This window comes from Lacisediminihabitans sp. H27-G8, from assembly GCF_046156175.1.
In the GTDB taxonomy this organism is placed as follows: domain Bacteria; phylum Actinomycetota; class Actinomycetes; order Actinomycetales; family Microbacteriaceae; genus Lacisediminihabitans.
This window is the reverse complement of the sequence record NZ_JAYLVL010000003.1, coordinates 63,701-80,798: the sequence shown is the minus strand read 5'-3', so window position 1 is coordinate 80,798 and position 17,098 is coordinate 63,701. Positions and strand designations below refer to the sequence as shown.

At 67.0% G+C, this 17,098-nt stretch carries 18 protein-coding genes; 15 read left to right on the top strand and 3 right to left on the bottom strand.

Going from position 1 to position 17,098, the window contains the following annotated elements:
* Position 1 precedes the first annotated feature (1 nt).
* Positions 2 to 2,047 (top strand): glycosyl hydrolase, encoded by a 2,046-nt coding sequence (locus VLI63_RS09750; protein ID WP_409156676.1) that lies wholly within the window; start codon positions 2 to 4, stop codon positions 2,045 to 2,047.
* Here VLI63_RS09750 and VLI63_RS09745 read toward each other — a convergent pair.
* Positions 2,031 to 2,825, bottom strand: a complete 795-nt coding sequence (locus VLI63_RS09745; RefSeq protein WP_409156675.1) for a lysophospholipid acyltransferase family protein — start codon at positions 2,823 to 2,825, stop codon at positions 2,031 to 2,033. The two genes, VLI63_RS09750 and VLI63_RS09745, sit on opposite strands and share 17 nt — an antisense overlap.
* Positions 2,826 to 2,994: 169 nt before the next feature.
* Between VLI63_RS09745 and VLI63_RS09740 the strand changes: the two genes are divergently transcribed.
* The 6 genes from VLI63_RS09740 to VLI63_RS09715 all read left to right on the top strand — a co-directional run bounded on the left by VLI63_RS09740 (position 2,995) and on the right by VLI63_RS09715 (position 7,881).
* Positions 2,995 to 3,660, top strand: a complete 666-nt coding sequence (locus VLI63_RS09740) for an NERD domain-containing protein (protein ID WP_409156674.1) — start codon at positions 2,995 to 2,997, stop codon at positions 3,658 to 3,660.
* Between the two features lie 107 nt (positions 3,661 to 3,767).
* Positions 3,768 to 4,919: a nuclease-related domain-containing protein gene (locus tag VLI63_RS09735; protein WP_409156673.1), complete on the top strand. Its 1,152-nt coding sequence runs from the start codon at positions 3,768 to 3,770 to the stop codon at positions 4,917 to 4,919.
* A 39-nt stretch (positions 4,920 to 4,958) separates the two neighbouring features.
* Complete coding sequence (locus VLI63_RS09730) at positions 4,959 to 5,471, top strand: SOUL family heme-binding protein (protein WP_409156672.1); 513 nt, start codon at positions 4,959 to 4,961, stop codon at positions 5,469 to 5,471.
* 29 nt (positions 5,472 to 5,500) lie between these two features.
* Positions 5,501 to 6,880, top strand: a complete 1,380-nt coding sequence (locus VLI63_RS09725; protein WP_409156671.1) for an MFS transporter — start codon at positions 5,501 to 5,503, stop codon at positions 6,878 to 6,880.
* Between the two features lie 111 nt (positions 6,881 to 6,991).
* A complete protein-coding gene (gene rpsO / locus VLI63_RS09720; RefSeq protein ID WP_147783080.1) occupies positions 6,992 to 7,261 on the top strand; it encodes a 30S ribosomal protein S15 in 270 nt (89 codons plus the stop codon).
* A 176-nt stretch (positions 7,262 to 7,437) separates the two neighbouring features.
* Positions 7,438 to 7,881, top strand: coding sequence for a hypothetical protein (locus VLI63_RS09715; RefSeq protein WP_409156670.1), 444 nt, complete (start codon positions 7,438 to 7,440; stop codon positions 7,879 to 7,881).
* 54 nt (positions 7,882 to 7,935) lie between these two features.
* Here VLI63_RS09715 and VLI63_RS09710 read toward each other — a convergent pair whose 3' ends face one another.
* A complete protein-coding gene (locus VLI63_RS09710; RefSeq protein ID WP_409156669.1) occupies positions 7,936 to 9,327 on the bottom strand; it encodes a cation:dicarboxylate symporter family transporter in 1,392 nt (463 codons plus the stop codon).
* Positions 9,328 to 9,450: 123 nt separating this feature from the next.
* On the opposite strand from VLI63_RS09710, the gene VLI63_RS09705 reads away from it, so the two are divergent.
* The 8 genes from VLI63_RS09705 (at position 9,451) to VLI63_RS09670 (ending at position 15,766) form a co-directional block, all read left to right on the top strand.
* Complete coding sequence (locus VLI63_RS09705) at positions 9,451 to 11,070, top strand: ATP-binding protein (RefSeq protein ID WP_409156668.1); 1,620 nt, start codon at positions 9,451 to 9,453, stop codon at positions 11,068 to 11,070.
* A complete protein-coding gene (locus VLI63_RS09700; protein ID WP_409156667.1) occupies positions 11,067 to 11,753 on the top strand; it encodes a response regulator in 687 nt (228 codons plus the stop codon). The genes VLI63_RS09705 and VLI63_RS09700 overlap by 4 nt, the downstream gene beginning before the upstream one ends.
* A gap of 53 nt (positions 11,754 to 11,806) precedes the next feature.
* Complete coding sequence (locus VLI63_RS09695) at positions 11,807 to 12,235, top strand: hypothetical protein (protein ID WP_409156666.1); 429 nt, start codon at positions 11,807 to 11,809, stop codon at positions 12,233 to 12,235.
* Positions 12,236 to 12,431: 196 nt separating this feature from the next.
* Positions 12,432 to 13,115: a hypothetical protein gene (locus VLI63_RS09690; RefSeq protein WP_409156665.1), complete on the top strand. Its 684-nt coding sequence runs from the start codon at positions 12,432 to 12,434 to the stop codon at positions 13,113 to 13,115.
* A gap of 56 nt (positions 13,116 to 13,171) precedes the next feature.
* Complete coding sequence (locus VLI63_RS09685) at positions 13,172 to 13,810, top strand: hypothetical protein (RefSeq protein ID WP_409156664.1); 639 nt, start codon at positions 13,172 to 13,174, stop codon at positions 13,808 to 13,810.
* A complete protein-coding gene (locus VLI63_RS09680; protein ID WP_409156663.1) occupies positions 13,807 to 14,472 on the top strand; it encodes a hypothetical protein in 666 nt (221 codons plus the stop codon). The genes VLI63_RS09685 and VLI63_RS09680 overlap by 4 nt, the downstream gene beginning before the upstream one ends.
* 122 nt (positions 14,473 to 14,594) lie before the next feature.
* Positions 14,595 to 15,248 (top strand): hypothetical protein, encoded by a 654-nt coding sequence (locus VLI63_RS09675; protein WP_409156662.1) that lies wholly within the window; start codon positions 14,595 to 14,597, stop codon positions 15,246 to 15,248.
* A gap of 83 nt (positions 15,249 to 15,331) precedes the next feature.
* Positions 15,332 to 15,766 (top strand): VanZ family protein, encoded by a 435-nt coding sequence (locus tag VLI63_RS09670; RefSeq protein WP_409156661.1) that lies wholly within the window; start codon positions 15,332 to 15,334, stop codon positions 15,764 to 15,766.
* Between the two features lie 6 nt (positions 15,767 to 15,772).
* Here VLI63_RS09670 and VLI63_RS09665 read toward each other — a convergent pair whose 3' ends face one another.
* Positions 15,773 to 16,813, bottom strand: coding sequence for a glycoside hydrolase family 6 protein (locus VLI63_RS09665; RefSeq protein WP_409156660.1), 1,041 nt, complete (start codon positions 16,811 to 16,813; stop codon positions 15,773 to 15,775).
* Positions 16,814 to 17,098 lie beyond the last annotated feature (285 nt).

Genomic DNA, 17,098 nt, shown 5'->3' with positions numbered 1-17,098 from the left:
CATGAGAGCCAGGGGCTCCGCAGCTGTGGGGTTCGTCGCCGCCCTCCTCGCCATGGCGGCGCTGGTGAGCGGATGCACACCGACGGGTCCGTCGTCGACATCGTCGGCTGTTCCGACGGGACCGAGCTCCACGGTCTTTCCCACCTCGAGTATCGCGCCCCTCGTCGCCGCGGTGCCCGAGCGCACGATGAAGGCTCTCCCGCACGCGCGTCTGGACGCGGGACTCCTGCCGCCGACCAATCGCTGGTTCAGCGGGCTGGTCTTCGGCACCCCGTCGATGCCCGTCTTCCCGCTTCCCCTGGGATTCCAGCTCTCCGCGGGAGGCTTCGCCTTCGGGGTCCCCACCGTTTCGACGCAGCCCGCCGTCATCACGGGTGGCTTCGCGCCGATCATCAGCGCCGACCTCGGCGCCGACTCCCAGGTCGTCACGGCCTACGACACCGCATCCGTCACCATCGAGCAGCGAGACGGAAGTACCCGACTCGGGCATACCGTCATCGCGGAGGGCTCACCGTTCGTGAGCTTCACCGCGGAGAAGACGATGTCGGTCACGTTCGGGCAGCCGTTCACGAAGGCCGCGGGAACCGGTGCCTGGACGACCGAGATCGGGGGAGTCACCTACGGTCTGGTCTCCGCGGGGGCCCTCGCCGAGGGGGGCGGATCGCTGCGGCTCTCCCACGGGCAGTCGGCGACCTGGTTCGTTCTGTCGACGGGCGGATCGGTGGCCGACTTCGTCACCGCGGCCCGGCATCCGGTCACCGGCACGACGCTGACGTGGGCATCGGGCGGCTCGAAGGCCACCACGGCCCTCTCTTATGCCACGGTCGGCGATGCCCCGACGATCGTTGCCGCGATGCCCCACCAGGCCGCGGCCCTCGCCCCGGGCACCTCCTGCGCCGCCGGCACCTATCCGAGCATCTATGGAACGCTCAGCGCATGCACTGTCACGACCCTCGGCTGGATGACTCCCGCCATCGCTCCGCGCGGCTCGCTCGACCTCTCGAAGCTCAGTGCATCGCAGAAGGCCAGGCTGGCCGCCCAGGTGACCGCGGACGTCGTCTCGACCCGTGACGAACCAGCCGACACCTACTACGGCGGCAAGTGGCTCTACCGCCTGGTCAATCTGCTCGAGATCGCCAAACAGGTGGGGGCGGATGATGCGGCCGCCGCCATCACGACGAAGCTCGTCGCCGCCATCGACGACTGGACCGACCCGAAGGGCTGCAGCACCCGAGACTCCCACTGCTTCGTCTACGACGCCTCGGCGAAGGGGATCGTCGGCCTGCAGCCCTCGTTCGGCTCCGACGAGTTCAACGATCACCACTTCCACTACGGATACTTCTTCTACGCGGCCGGAGTGCTCGCGGCCGACAATCCAGAACTCGCCGCCCGCTGGGCTCCCGTCATCAACCTCCTCGCCGCAGACCTCGCCACCACGGCGAAGAGCAGCTACTTCCCCGTGCAGCGGGTGTTCGACGCCTATGCGGGCCACTCCTGGGCGAGCGGAACCTCGATCTTCGGTGACGGCAACAATCAGGAGTCCAGCTCTGAGGCCGTCTCCGCCTGGAACGGCCTGGCGCTCTGGGCCGCCGCCAGCTCGCAGTCCGCGCTCGAGACCGAAGCCCGGTGGATGCTGTCGGCCGAGGTCGCCTCCTCCAAGGCCTACTGGACCGATTTCCCCCTCGATGCGAGTGTCTACCGGGGTTTCGACCACACCGTCACATCACTCGTCTGGGGAGGCAAGCGCGACTACGCCACCTTCTTCAGCGCCGATCCGAGCACGAAGCTGGGCATCGTGGTGTTGCCGATGAGCCCCGTGGCCGACTATCTGGGCGGCGACCCGGGGCGAATCGCCGCGAATCTGGCCGACTCCGTGCCCAACGGCTACGACGTGGTCTTCGGTGACTTCCTGCTGATGTACCGGGCACTCGAGGGGCCGGATGCCGCGGCATCCGCTCTCGAGGCGACGTCGGTGCTCAACGAGGACCGCATCGACGACGGCAACAGCCGCTCCTACCTGCTGGCCTGGATCATGGTGCACCTGTAGCGGTCGGTCTTGCCTGTTCCCGCCTCCGTGCGCGTTCGGCATCGGATGCCGCGGCTTCGGCGGGCGTCGGTGCGGTGCCTCCCCGGGATCGCGGCTGCCACCACTGCCCCGCGCCGTCGACGGGATAGTCGGACTGCAGCGAATCCACCATCGACTGCATGGTCTTCCGCAGGCCTTCCGTGACGGACTGGGTATCGTCGCCGGACCCGACGGTGATCGGCGTACCGAAGGCGAAGGAGATTTCGACCCCGAAACGTTCCCGGAAAGCCACTGGGTGGTTCTTGGTCATCAGGCGCTGGCCGCCCCAGACGGCGACCGGGATCACCGGCACTCCGGCCTCGGCGGCGAGCCGTACGGCGCCGGTCTTGAGCTCGCGCACCTCGAATGATGCACTGACCCCCGCCTCGGGAAACACCCCGATGAGTTCGCCGGCCCGCAGCGCGGCAACGGCCTCGGCATAGGCCTCCGCGCCGCGTTCCATGTCGACCGGGATGTGGTGCATTCCCCGCAGCAGCCAACCGATGCCGGGCTTGTCGAATGCGCGTTTGGTGGCGAGAAAACGGATGCGCCTCCGGTTGTGCATCCAGGTCGCCCACTCGATGAGCGCGAATTCGAGATAACCGAAGTGGGTCATAGCCAGCACGGCGCCGCCGGTGTCCGGAAGATTGTCGAGCCCGTTCTCACGGCGGCGAAGACGCCAGAACCCGAAGAGACCGCGCCCAAGCGTGATCGCGGAGCGATAGATCGGCTCCGGACGGGCACGGCGGGCAGAAGGCATGCGGCAAGCGTAGAGCCGAATGCTGCGTGTTCGCGGTGTCACTGGCCGAACATGCGCCGCCGGGAATACGCCACGAGAGCCACCCCCGTTCAGGCGTGCCCTTTACTGGGGACTGTCGACCGTTCGAGCCCCCCGGTTAGCGTGAGGTCATCCAAACCTGGGGGAAGCAGTGACAGATCTTGTAGCGCGCAGAGGGGCCGAATCGAGGCGGCACGGTCGCGCGCAAGATCTCACAACCGAGTCGGCGCAGCGCGCCGGGTTCAGCTTCCGTGGTCTGTTCGGTCGCGGGGGCGCACCGGACACCACACGGGGTTGGCGCTCAGAGGCACCCACCGAGTTCGAACTCGGGCGCCAACTGATGTCGCTCGACGAGCGGTTCACCGTGCTCCGGGCATTCGATGTCTTCGGCGAGCTCGATGCCGACTTCGTCGTCGTCGGGCCGGCAGGGATCTTCCTCATCACCACGCGCTCACGAAGTGGCGCGAAGGTCTGGGTCGACGAAGACATGCTCTGGCTGAATGGACGGCCGACCGACCAGGTGCGCGATGCTCGCCGCGCTGCCGACCGGGCATCCGCTCGGCTGAGCGCAATCATGGGCCAGTCCGTTCGAGCGACTCCGGTCATCGCGGTCATGGACCCTCTCTCACTGTCGTTCGGCGGCGACCCTGCGCGTCGCGTCGTCACCCTGCCCGCTGACCTGGTGGCGCAGTGGCTCTCCGAGTGTTCCCGAACGCTCTCGGATAGCGCTGTCGCCTCCCTTTCACTGGTCGCGGAAGAACGCGCCACGTGGGGTTCGCTGCCGAACGGCTCCGGCCTGCTGTCACGGGTGCGCTGAGCGCACTGACTGCGGCGCTGGCACCCTTTCTGGGGCTGCCCGTTCTGGGGCTGCACAGCCTTTCGCGTCGCGTCTAGCCTGAAGAGCATCAGAGCTTGGGGGAGCCGATGGACAACAGGGATGCGGGCGGAACACAACGCACCGCGACTGCGCTGAAGACCGACACATCGGGCACGTTCTCGCCCCCGGTCGACGAGTCCCCGTTCTCCGGCCCCATCACCACCGGTCCGATCCACCCCGGATTCTCGCTCAGCGGTGCTTTCGGCAGCGAACCCTTCGACGCCTCCGCACACCTCGCGGCGCCGGCCGTGGAAACGAGAGTGGATTTCGACCCGCTTCTCGTCAAACCGGACACTACGGCGATTCCGACGACTGCGGCAGGTGCTTCTGCCGCTCCGTCATCTGCGGCATCATCCATCCCGGCGGAATCGGGCCCCTGGTCCATCGAGCCGAACCTGCGGGCGCGCGGCCCGGCCTACGCCGTGCTCCAGGAATGCCTCGTGCGGCAGGAGTCGGCGACGGCGCGGGGGCGACTCGCCCGGGCGCTCGGCAACAACCCACTGCATCCGGATGCCCGCAGCTGGTACAGCGGCGCACTCGGCGAAATCGTAGTCGCCAACGCACTCGCCCAGCTCGGCGAGGCGTGGACGGTACTGCACTCTGTGCCCGTCGGCTCCGGCGCTCCCGACATCGACCACGTGGTCCTCGGCCCCGCAGGCATCTTCACGATCACCACCCACAACCACTCGGGCAAGAAGATCTGGATCGGCGGCAGCACGTTCCTCGTCAACGGCTACAAGCAGGAGCACATGCGCACCTCGGCACATGAGGCCGAGAGGGCAGCCCGGCTGCTCAGCAGCGTGACCGGGCGCCCGGTCACCGTGACCCCGCTCATCGTGGTGGTGAATCCGGCATCGATCGCGACCGGCCGCAAGCGCCCGCGAGTCGCCGTCGTGTCCAGCAACACGCTCCTGCGCTGGCTGCTGAAACGTCCCCGGGTGATGTCGGAGCGCGCCGTCGCCCACTTCTCCATGTTCGCCGAGGAGCGCAGCACCTGGCAGCAGGAGCCGGTGGCAGTGGATGACACCTCCGATCAGCTCGCCCGCTTCGAACTGCTCCGGCTCGAAGTGGATGCCGCCCGCCAGCGTTCCCGCCTGTGGTTGCTCACCCTCGGGGTGGCGGCCATCCTCATCACGCCCGTCGCCATCGCCGAGATCGTGCGCCTGGTGCTCTCGTTCATGGTCGTTCCCGCAGTCTGAGGAGGACGCACGCACCCTGGGCGGCGTACGGTTCATTCCATGACCGAACAGCAGCCCTTCGAGATCGAGCGCACTTTCGACGAGTTCGAACTGAGGCGTTATCCCGAGCATGTTCTCGTGCAGGTGACCGTGGATGGCGATTTCCTGCGTGCCGGCAATCTCGGATTCCGCCCGCTGATCAGCTACATCAGCGGTCGGAACGCCCAGGCCCTTCGCATCCCGATGACGGCCCCCGTGACGCAGGAGCCGCTCGGCGACCATAGCCACACCGTGAGTTTCGTGCTGCCAGAGGGCACCGACCCGTCGACAGTTCCCGTGCCGACGGATGCCGCCGTCGCGACGGTCACCGTCCCGGCCAGCCGCGTAGCCGCCCGCCGTTTCGGCGGGGGATGGACCGATGCCCGTTTCGAGCAGAACGGCGAGATGTTGCTCGCTGCTGTGGAGGGCGCCGGACTGGTGCCGGAAGGCAACCTCTACTTCGCGCGTTACGACCCACCGTGGAAGCCCGGCTTCCTCAAACACAACGAGGCACTGGTGCGGGTGCACGGGTAGGCGTCGTCCACGCGCTAGGTTCGGGAGTCATGGGGCACAACCGGCAGAGGAACATCGCTCTGCTGGTGGCGGGCACGTTCTTCATGGAGAACCTCGACGGCACGATCCTCACCACCGCGGCGCCGAGCATCGGTCGGTCCTTCGGAGTGCCGTCGGTGGCGATCGGCATCACGATCACGGCCTACCTGCTGACGCTCGCCGTCCTCATCCCGCTGAGTGGATGGGTCACCCGGCGCCTCGGTTCGCGTCGGGTCTTCCTCTCCGCGATCGTGATCTTCACCCTCGCCTCGGTGCTCTGCGCGCTCAGCACCAGCCTGCCCGAACTCACCGTCATGAGGGTGCTGCAGGGTGTCGGGGGAGCGATGATGGTGCCGGTCGGGCGCCTCGCCGTGCTTCGCGTCACCGACCGGGCCGATCTCATCCGCGCGATCGCGCTGCTCACCTGGCCGGCACTTGTCGCGCCCGTCGTCGCACCCCTCGCCGGCGGCATCATCACGACCTACGCCACCTGGCACTGGATCTTCCTCATCAACGTGCCGCTCGGCATCGTCGCCTTCGTCGCGGCACTGCGGCTGATTCCGTCCGAGGAGCGAGAGACTCCGCCACCGCTGGACTGGCTTGGCCTTGCGCTCACCTGCACCGGGCTGGGCTCGCTGGTCTACCTCGGATCGCTGCTGGCCGAGCGTGACCCCGGTGTGCTCGCGACGATCGGCTGGGCGGTGGTCGGAGCCGGCCTGATCGGGCTCGCCATCGCGCACCAGCTGCGCGCGCGGCATCCGCTGCTCGACCTTCGGCCGCTGCGCATCGAGACGTTCCGCCTCGCCCACGCGGGCGGATCGCTGTTCCGACTGACCGTGAACGCGGTGCCGTTCCTTTTGCCGCTCCTCTTTCAGGATGTCTTCGGCTACTCGCCGCTACTCTCTGGCGCGCTGGTGCTCTTCGTGTTCGTGGGCAACATCGCGATCAAGCCGGCGACGAGCGCACTGCTCCGCCGCTTCGGATTCCGGGCGGTGATCATGGCGGCCAGTGCCGCGGCGGCCCTGACCATGGTCCTGATGGCGCTGCTGTCGAACGCGACTCCACTGTGGCTCGTGATTGTGCTTCTCACTGCCAGCGGAGTGGCCCGCTCCACCGGGTTCACCGCCTACAACACGATCGCCTTCGCCGATGTCGAGCGGGTCGAGATGACGGATGCGAACACCCTCGCTTCCACGCTGCAACAGGTCGCCGCCGGCTTCGGTATCGCCGTCGGGGCAGTGGCACTGAGGCTGGGGGACTCCTTCGCGAGCGGATCGGGCAGTTTCGCGTTCGCCTTCGCGGTACTCGCGGCTCTCACGGCCCTCGCGACGGTGGAGGCACTCCTCCTGTCCAGGAGCGCCGGGGAGAACATCAGGCCCGCTCGGCGGTGATGGGGTGTCATCGGAGTGCTAAACTTGCAAGGTTGCCGTCCAACGGCCGCGGATAAAGAGAGCTCGCACACTCAGTGACGGGCACCGCGCAACGAGTGAGAGGGGCCATCTATGCCATTAGCACCAGATGCCAAGAAGACGATTATCGACGAGTACGCCACCCATCCTGGTGATACCGGTAGCCCCGAGGTGCAGGTCGCGATGCTGACCGCCCGCATCAAGGATCTCACCGAGCACCTGAAAGAGCACAAGCACGACCACCACTCCCGTCGTGGCCTGCTGCTGCTCGTTGGCCAGCGTCGTCGCCTGCTGGGCTACCTGCAGGACATCGACATCTCGCGCTACCGCACGCTGATCGAGCGTCTCGGACTGCGTCGCTAGTTTCGTTTCTTGGTCGAAAGCCCGTCCTGTTCGCAGGGCGGGCTTTTCGCTGTTCGCGTCCGCTCCAAAGCCGCCCTTCGCTGTCAGTTGGCTGGGAAGCAGCTAGAAGGAATCATCCGATGCCTTTTTGTGTTTACTAGTTAAGTAACAGCACAGAAAGGTCGCCCATGGGAAGAGTGAACGAAGAAGTAGAAGCCGAGAACGGCACCGTTCTCAAATACCAGCACCATGCAAACGGTCGTGGTTTCGTCTCACCGAAAGCGCGAGTACAACCGAGCACCTTTGTGGCGGCGACGGCCTACATCGAGGCGGATGCCCGCATCGGCGACAGCGGCACGATCGGCTCCGGCAGCTGGATCGACCAGGGGGTAATCCTCGGTGAGCGCGTCTTCATCGGACAAAACGTGCATATCGGCCGCGACAGTGTCGTCGGTAACGATGTGCGACTCGGCAGTCACTCGCGCATCGGCGCGAATGTGCGGATCGCCGGGGGAATGCGTATCGACGCAGACGCCCAGGTGCCGGATTCCTCGGTGCTCGGCACCCCGCGCGAATCGGCGATGCCGGTGAAGCGCCCGGCCGGGCAGGTCAGCAGCTATGTCTCGGACCGCGCCGCCTAGACCCGCTTGATCGACAGAAGAGGCCGTCCCCACGGGGTCGGCCTCTTCTTTCTGTCAGCGGGTCTTCACCGACTCGCGTTCGGGGCCCTCGACGATCACGGTGATCGCCGCGGTCGTCGGCACGGTGTCCGTTCCGTGGCCGTCAGTCTCCGCCAGCATCGACTCCTGGTACGGGCGCTCACCAGACAAGACGGCACGCACCTGGGCTTTATCGATCTGGCGGGTCCAGCGGCCGATGAGGAGAGTGGCCACCGCGTTCCCGGTGAAGTTCGTCACCGCACGGGCTTCGGACATGAAGCGGTCGATGCCCACGATCACTCCCACCCCGTTGACCAGGTCCGGTCGGTAGGTCTGAAGCCCACCAGCCAGGGTCGCCAGTCCCGCACCGGTGACGCCGGCGGCGCCCTTCGAGGCGATGATCATGAAGGCGAGAAGGCCGATCTGCGCCCCGATCTCCAAGGGCTTGCCCATCGCGTTGGCGATGAAGAGCGAGGCCATCGTGAGATAGATCGCTGTGCCGTCGAGGTTGAATGAATAGCCGGTGGGCACCGTGATGCCCACCACCGACTTGGACACACCGAGGTGTTCCATCTTGGAGATGAGGCGGGGCAGTGCAGCCTCTGACGATGAGGTACCAACGATGAGCAGGTATTCGCGGCCGAGGTACTTCATCAGGCTGAAGATGTTCACCCCGGTGACCAGCCGCAGCAGGGTGCCGAGGATCACGATGATGAAGACCGCACAGGTGATGTAGAACCCGACGAGCAGCGTCGCGAGGCTGAGCAGTGCGCCCGCGCCGGTGTTGCCGACCACCGCGGCGATCGCTCCGAATGCGCCGATCGGGGCGAGCCAGAGCACCATGCTCAGGATGCGGAACACCAGCGCCTGCAGCTTCTTCACCGCTTCCAGGATGCTGGTGCCCTTCTCCCCGAGGCCCTGGAGCGCAAAGCCGACGAGCAGTGCGACGAGCAGCACCTGGAGAATGCTGCCGGAGGTGAACGACGAGAAGAGGGTCGCCGGAATGATGCCGAGGATGAAGTCCGTGCCGCTGACCGGCTCGCCGACGGCCTGGTAGGTCGAGGTGGCGATGTTGAGCCCGGTTCCGGGGTGGAGCAGGTTGCCGACCACCAGCCCGATCCCGAGCGCGAAGGTGGACATGATCAGGAAGTAGCCGATCGCGAGTCCACCGATCTTGCCGACGGTCGCCGCCTTCGCGATCGACCCGACGCCGATCACGATCGTGCAGAAGATCACCGGGGCGATCATCATCTTGATCAGCGCGACGAACCCCTTGCCGACCGGGTCGAGGGTCTTGGCGAATTCGGGGGCGGCGAGCCCGAGGATCGCACCCGCGGCCACCGCCACGATCACCGCGATGTAGAGGTAGTGGTTGCGGTCGATGCGGCGAAGCATCCCGCGCTTTGTCGTGCCCGGCGTCACTGCCATGGGGTGTCCTTTGTCTCGGAACGTCATTGTGCCCGGCCTACGGATGAGGCGTGCCAGCAGCCTGTTCGATCGAGCGCGGCGGCACTACTTGTGGTCATACTGATCACGAGGAGGGTGGGATTCATGGCACGACCAGAAGAACGGTGGAGCATCGCGAGCAGGGTCTTCGCGGTGCAGCTGGTCGCCGTGATCGTGCTGAGCGGATGCCTCACGCTCGCCCTCTGGCTGGTGTCCCGCCAGTCCGCTGACGACACCGCGGCGCGGCTCAGCCTCGGCATCTCCACGACGCTCGCCCGTGACCCTTTCGTCATCGCCGAGGTTCAGTCTCCCGACCCTTCAGCGAAGCTGGAGCCCTATGCGCTCCGCATCGTGGGCTCGACCGGGGTCGACTTCGTGACGATCATGGATACCTCCGGCATCCGCTACACGCACCCCGACCGTTCGCAGATCGGCGGTCGATTCCTCGGCACGATCGACAGGGCGCTCGAGGGTAAGAGTCTCACCGAGACCTATACCGGCACTCTCGGTCCCTCGGTGCGGGCGGTCGTACCCGTCATGCAGGGGGGAAGGGTGATCGCCATCGTCTCGGCCGGTGTCACCGTGCAGAGGGTCCTCGCCTCGCTCGCTCCGCGCATTCCCTTCGTGATCGGCGCGGCGGTGCTGCTGGTCGCCCTCGGCACCGCCGGCGCATTCATCGCTCGCCGATCGCTCAGCCGGGTGACCGGATCGATGCGACCAGGGGAGCTGTCTCGAATGGTGGGTTATTACGAATCAGTGCTGCACTCGGTGCGGGAGGGCCTGATCCTCACCGATGACCGGGGACGGGTGGTGCTCTACAACGACGAGGCGGCTGACCTGCTCGGCCTCCCGCCGAGCGTGAACGATCGACCCCCATCGACGGTGTCGGAGCTCGGATTGCCGCCCACGATCGCGGCCCTGATCGAGAGCCGGGATCGCATCGTGGAAGAGTCGCATCTCGCCGGGGATCGGGTGCTCCTCGTCAATCAGGAGCCGGCGAGCCCCACGGGCTCCCGCCCAGGTGCTCCGCTCGGAAGCCTCACCACACTCCGTGACCTCACCGAAGTGCAGCGGCTCTCGGGAGAGCTCGAATCAGTGCGCACCCTCAGTGAAGCGCTGCGCTCCCAGACCCACGAGTACGCCAATCGCCTGCACACCGTCGTGTCGCTCATCGAGCTCGGCCGCACCCGGGAGGCTATCGAGTTGATCGCCCAGGAGACCGAGACCAGCCAGTCCCTCGCCGACGATATGGTCGGCGCCTCCTCCGAGCCGGCGCTCGCCGCCTTGCTCCTCGGCAAGGTCGCCCAGGCTGCAGAGCGCGGCGTGCAACTTCGCCTGGCACTGGAAGACGAGCTCGCGGCATCCGTCCTCACGACGTCCGAACTGGTATCGGTCGTCGGCAACCTCGTGGACAACGCCGTGGATGCCGCGAGCGGCAGCGCCACCCCGACGGTCTGGGTGCGTCTCGCCACCGATACCGACCGCGGCGTCTTCGAACTCGTGGTGACCGACAGCGGTGGCGGCATCGATCCGGAATCCGTCGGGAAGATCTTCACCCGCGGGTTCACCACCAAACCGGCTGACCTGTCCGGTCGGGGGTTCGGTCTCGCTGTCGTCCGAGACATCCTCTCCCGCCGCGGCGGCCGCGTCTCGATGGAGTCCACCGGCGCGGAGGGCACCCGGTTCGTGGCCGAGTGGCCGACCGTCGGCGCGGTGGCCCGGTGATCCGCACCCTGGTCGTGGAAGACGACCCGCTCACCGCCGAGGCGCACGCCGAGTATCTCGGTCGGCTCGAGGGCTTCGAGCTTGCGGGCATCGCGCGCACCGCGGCGGCGGCCCAGGCGGCGATCCGCGCGCCCGAGGATCACGGCGGAATCGACCTCGTGCTCCTCGACATGAACCTGCCCGACGGCCACGGCCTCGAACTCGCCCGTCGCATCCGGTCGTCGGGTATCGCGGTCGACATCATCGCCATCACCGCCGTGCGGGAGACGGATGTGGTGCGCACGGCCATCAACGTCGGCATCGTGCAGTACCTGATCAAACCGTTCTCCTTCGCCGTCTTCCGTGATCGCCTCCAGTCCTACCTCGCCTATCGCCGCCAGCTCGAATTCTCCGGCTCGTCGACCACTCAAGCGGACATCGACGGGATGCTCGCCTCCCTTCGGCCTTCGGCTCCCGCCTCCCTGCCCAAAGGCCTCGCGGCATCCACCCTTGCGGTCGTCATCGGCTATCTGAAGGAAGCCCAGGTGCCGGTGTCGGCGGTGCAGGCAGCGGCCGCGCTCGACCTCTCCCGGGTCACGGCCCGGCGCTATCTCGAGCACCTCGCCGACGAACAGCGAGCCACTCGCACACCGAGATACGGCGCCCCGGGTCGACCGGAATTCGAGTACCGCTGGGTGAGCTGACCCGGCGGCTCCGTCGGAGTCGCATCCCAGCCGATGCTCGATAGCATTCACGCATGGCTTTCTGGAATCGTGCGCCCGTCGACCGGTCCCTCCCCAAGGATGATCGTGGCTCTGGCTCCTTCGACGACTACAAATACGACCTGCTTCCCAGCAACGCTCGCACGACCGTGCGCCTCGCGAACAGCGCCCCGTGCCAGGAAGAGATTCAGCGCATCGTCGACAGTGGTGAGTCTGAGCTCGAGACCGCCATTTCGCGCCGGAGCATCGAGGAAGAGCGCACCGATGCTCCGATGGACATCCGACTCTTCTCGGGCTCCCGGGTGACCGGTGTGGTCGGCACGATCCCTCGCGGGCTGGAACCTGTGATCGACGAGGCTCTCGGTCGCCTCGACCGTGCGGGCAAGAAGGCGCGCATCCCGGCATCCGTGCAGAAGACGAAGAACGGATGGCGCGTCGATCTGCTCATCGGCCAGACGCGCTGACGGCCAGACGCGCTGACCCCGCCGAGGCATAAAGAAGGCCGGATCGGGTCCCACCCCGTCCGGCCTTCTTGTATTTCCCCCCAGTGAACGAACAGAAATAATCCCCCGATGACTTCTGCCCTCTTTCTACAAGTGATTCGTGGCTCTCGCGGTTTCGGTTTGCTCCACTTCGAAAATTGTCGTGGGAAAATAGTTCATGGCCATCTCTTCGAGAAGCGGTCGGGCATCGGCGCTCACCGAGGGGCGCGGCAGCGGCCGCGTCATGCGCTGTGTCGCCGTGGTCGTGGTCGCCTTCGGCATCCTCTCCGGCTGTTCACCGTCCGCGGCCGTGGCCGAGCTCACGCCGGCAGAGCGATCAGTCATCCGCGAGAAACTGCTGGCGCAGAATTGGAAGCTCGTGACCGCGCGGTTCCCGTTCGCGACTCGTCCAGAGGTGAACGTCGTCTACACGACGGATGACGGCAGTTGGCCGGGATCGATGGTGGGCTGCTTGCGCGCGGCCGGGTTCACCGTCTACGTCGACGGACGCTATTTCCAGTTCGGCAGCACCGCAGGGCGATCCACCGAGGACTTCGCCATCGGCACCTACCTCTGCAGTTCCCGCTATCCCCGGGTCGACGATGTCATGCGGTACCTCGACCGCGATCGGCTCGAAGCACTTTTCCACTACCTCGTCGGAACGGTGCGACCCTGCCTGTTGCTCTCGGGCGTGCCGTCGGAGCCTCCTCCCTCCCTGTCGGTGTATCTGAGGGGAGTCGACGCGCGCACCAGCTGGAACCCCTATCGGCTGGCCTGGAGCAGCCCCGTTCCGGCCTCACGGCTTGCCTTCCTCGAGCAGCTCTGTCCCTCGCGGCCCGCCTGGTTGGACGTGGCCGAGTGATAAGGCGCGATTCGGTCGCCCGACCAATCACCAGATTGCGCTGGCACACTCACGCCATGGTCCGACTCCGCCCGGTTGCGCTGACTGCTGCGGTGCTCGTGGCCGCCGCCGCACTCAGCGGGTGCGCGCCGACGGACGGTGATTCGGGTGCCGCTCCGCTGACGGATCGGCAGCGCGCCAGCATCCGCACCACGATCCTCGACGCGAAGTGGTCTCAGGTCGCCGCGGAGTACCCCGAGGCCATCCGCCCGAAAGTGACGATGGCGCCGACAGTTCCCGACCACGACTGGCCGGCAGCCATGGTCGCGTGCCTGAAATCCAGCGGAATCGTGGCCTACGTCACCAACGGCGTTCCTACCTTCGGCAGCGCGGGCCAGACCCCGCTCGAGGTGGCGGTGCGGTACTACGGGTGCGAAGGGGCGCATCCCTCTGAATCGCAGGTCGCGTCGTATTTCACCCCCGCACAATCGGTGGCTCTCTACGACTACTACCTGCAGGTGGTGCGCCCCTGCCTGCTCACGGCGGGGGCCCCTTCGCCGGCCTCACCCGACAGATCTGCGGCGGAGGGCCTCGCCGGTCTGGCCGGTTGGAACCCGTACCAGGTCATCTGGACGAGCAGTATGCCCACCACGACCCTCGCCTACCTCCAGCGCCGGTGCCCGCCGACGCCGTCCTGGCTCAACCTGGAGCCGTGACGCCGATGGGTCGCCGCACAGTCGCCGTCATCGCGGCCGGGCTCACCGCTCTCATGCTCGCGGGATGCGCGGCGGCGCCGCCCACCGATCCACTCGGCCCCCAACGGAGGCAGCAGATCCGCCAGGCCATCCTCGATGCGCACTGGGCGGATGTGGTCAGGGACTACCCCGATGCACTGCGACCGGAGGTGCCCACCGTGCGCCCGGTTCCCGACAACGATCATTCTGCGGTGTTCTTCGGCTGTATGCGGGAGAGCGGAGTGCCGGCATCTCCCAGCGACAACGGCTTTCGCTACAACTCGAGTCTCGGCCAGTCGCTGCTCGAGTTCAATTCGGTGCGGTACGTCTGCGAGTCGAGCGCTCCGAGCGAGTCGGAGGTGGTGTCCTACCTCAGCGGAAGTTCCCGTGCAGCGCTGTTCGACTACCAGCGCAAGATCGTGAGGCCGTGTCTCCTTGCCGCCGGCGCGCGGTCGTCTGCACCGCCCGACGGAGGGCCGGCCTATTACCTCTCCGCCGCGCTGGCCGCGTGGAGTCCCTTCGCTGAGGTGCTCGCGTCCAAACCTCGCGCCGACACCGTCGCCTACCTCGAGAAGCGGTGCCCTCCGCTTCCCGCCTGGCTGGACCTCACGGATACCCTTCCCGCCGCCCACACGCCGGGCTGATCGCCGCGGGATGGCGGGCGAGTCCCGGCTCGGGTGGGTTCCCGGAGGCCGCGTCCGCGCCCTGATCCGATTCGGATCGACCCGCGTTATCACTCCCAGCCCACGGTGCGAGAATTTCGGGCATGCACAGGCTCCCGGCATCCGCTCGGAAGCTTGCCGTCGCCATCGCCGTGTGTGTCGCGCTGACGGTGTCCTCGTGTGCCTCGCCGCCGGCGGTCGTGCCCCTCACGACCGCTCAGCGCACCGAGCGCCTCCAGCAGGGTTTCGACCGGTACTGGAGGACCATCGCCGACCGGTATCCCGGTGCCGTGCGGCCCGAGGTGTCCATCCTGCAGATCCAGGAAGGAGGGAACCTCGCGGCGGTGCTGCGCGCCTGCCTCAGGCGGCAGGGTGCGACCGGGGTGTCGGTCTCCGCGGATGGCACGATCGGGGTGGATCGCTCCGCCACGGTGTTGACGACCGCCCAGCTCGAGAACCAGGACATCGCGCTCTTCACCTGCACTGTCGAATACCCCAGGCGAGATCTCTACGACTCGTTCCTGAGCGATTCGCAGCTCGGCGCGCTGTGGGACTACTACGTGGGATTCCTGCAACCCTGCCTCAGTCTCTCCGGCCATGCCGTCTCGGATGCGCCCACTCGCGCGCGATTCATCTCGACGTTCTACACGGCGAAACGCTGGAACCCCTATCTCGGAGTCTCGTTCGTCACTGCGCGGCCCGGAGATCGCGACATCCTGCAGCGCTGCCCCTCCAGCCCGGGCTGGATCAGGAACTGAGGGTCCCGCCCCCGCCTCACTCGCGCTTGCAGTCGGACGCCCAGAACGGCCGAACGCTCAGGATCGCCGGGCATGATGAACCGATGTTCCGACGTCACCCCATCCTCAGTCTCGCGACCGTTGCGTACCTCGCGATCGTCGGATGGATCACGCTCGGCCCGCAGCCCATCAACACGGGCAACGGCTACTGGCTCTGGAGGGCCCTGCGCTTCTTTTCCAACCACGACTCGACCCGCTGGCTCACCTACGACCGCGTTGAGTTCCTCGCAAACGTCGCGATGTTCGTGCCGATCGGCATCTTCTTCGTCCTGTTGTTCGGGCGCCGGCTCTGGTTCATGAGCGTGATCAGCGGAGTCCTGCTCACCGTCGCCATCGAGTTCGCGCAGCGATTCATCCCCGGCCGGGTCAGCGACGTGCGCGACCTCGTGGCCAACAGCCTCGGCACGGTCGTTGGCGTGCTCGTCGCCCTGGTGCTCACCCAGGCGAAAGCCCGGCGACTGCGCACCCAGCGCGCCTGACCGCCGCTAGCCGCCCGAGCCGTTCCGCACCAGGTCGAGCGCATACTGCTCCCACCACACTCCGGCCTTCGGGCCGCCGTTGCACGTGCCGTCGCTGTCGCCCGGATGCTTCACCCAGAGCAGCGCGTCGAGACTCGTCGTGCCGGCACTCACGTGGGGATCCTGGCCGAGCGCGGCACCGGAGGGGTTGCACCAGGTGCCCTTCCACCCGTTGCCGTTGCGGGAGACATCCACGACGAAGTGTTTCTTGCCGATGAGCGCGGAGAGTGATTCCGCGTAGGCGCGCTCCTGGTCGACCCGGTAGAAGTTGGAGACGTTGGTGAAGAACCCGCGGGTATCGGCCACGCCCGCCGCCTCGAGGAGGCCGGCCATCGTCTCCGTCTTCACCCAGTGCGAGTTGCCCGCATCGAGGTAGACGGTGAGCCCGGCATTCACGAGGTCGTGCACGGCACTACGGATCACGGCGGGCCGGGAACCGACTTCGGCGGCGCACTTCTTCTCGGTGAGCATGGCAAGCGAGTCGGGTTCGACCAGAATCACGGCGTTCGAACCGCGCAGCGCGGTGGCGATGGCGCGATTCCAGGTGGCGTAGGCGCTGGCGGAGAGCCCCCCGGCCGAGAGTCCGCCACAGTCGCGATTCGGGATCGCGTAGGTCACGAAGACGAGGGTGCGCCCGGCCGTTTTCGCCGAGGAGACGTAGCCGGCGAGCAGGGGGCCGAGCTGGGCCGCACTGTACTGGTCGCCGAGCCAGACCGCGGTGGGCTGCGAGCTGATCTTCGCGATGGCTGCCGCATCCGCATCCCGGGAAGACTTCAGCCGGGCGGTCGCGCTGCTGGCGTGATTGTGCGGATCGACGAAGAGGCCGCCAGCGAAGACCTGAGTACTCGTGAGCGAACTCTCGGCGTCACGGATGCCCGGGGCGGCCGCGGTGACGGACGGGGAGGGAAGCGGGGGAGGGGATGCTGTGCACCCGGCCGTCGCCAGCATCAGGAGTGCGGAGAGCGCCAGTCCGCCGAAACGGAGCCTGGTTCGCTGCGCGGGCGTCATCCCCGTGCTTCGTGTCTCACTGTCGGTCACGAGTGTGGCCCCCGCCCTGTCGTCGCTCTAGTTTCGCACGCCGCGGATTTACGCCGGTGCGGCAGCTGTGCGGGCATCCGCCGCGCCGGGAGTCCGCCATGCCCTAGGTGCGAACAGGGGCGGCTGGTAAGGTATACGAGGTTGTCTGGATCGGTCTGTCGCGTGCGGCAGTCGCCCGGCGGCCACTGGAGCAGGCTGGCACGAAGCTGGTCAGTAGTGGTGAACTCCTGAGTCTCGACGGATTCAGTGCTTTTC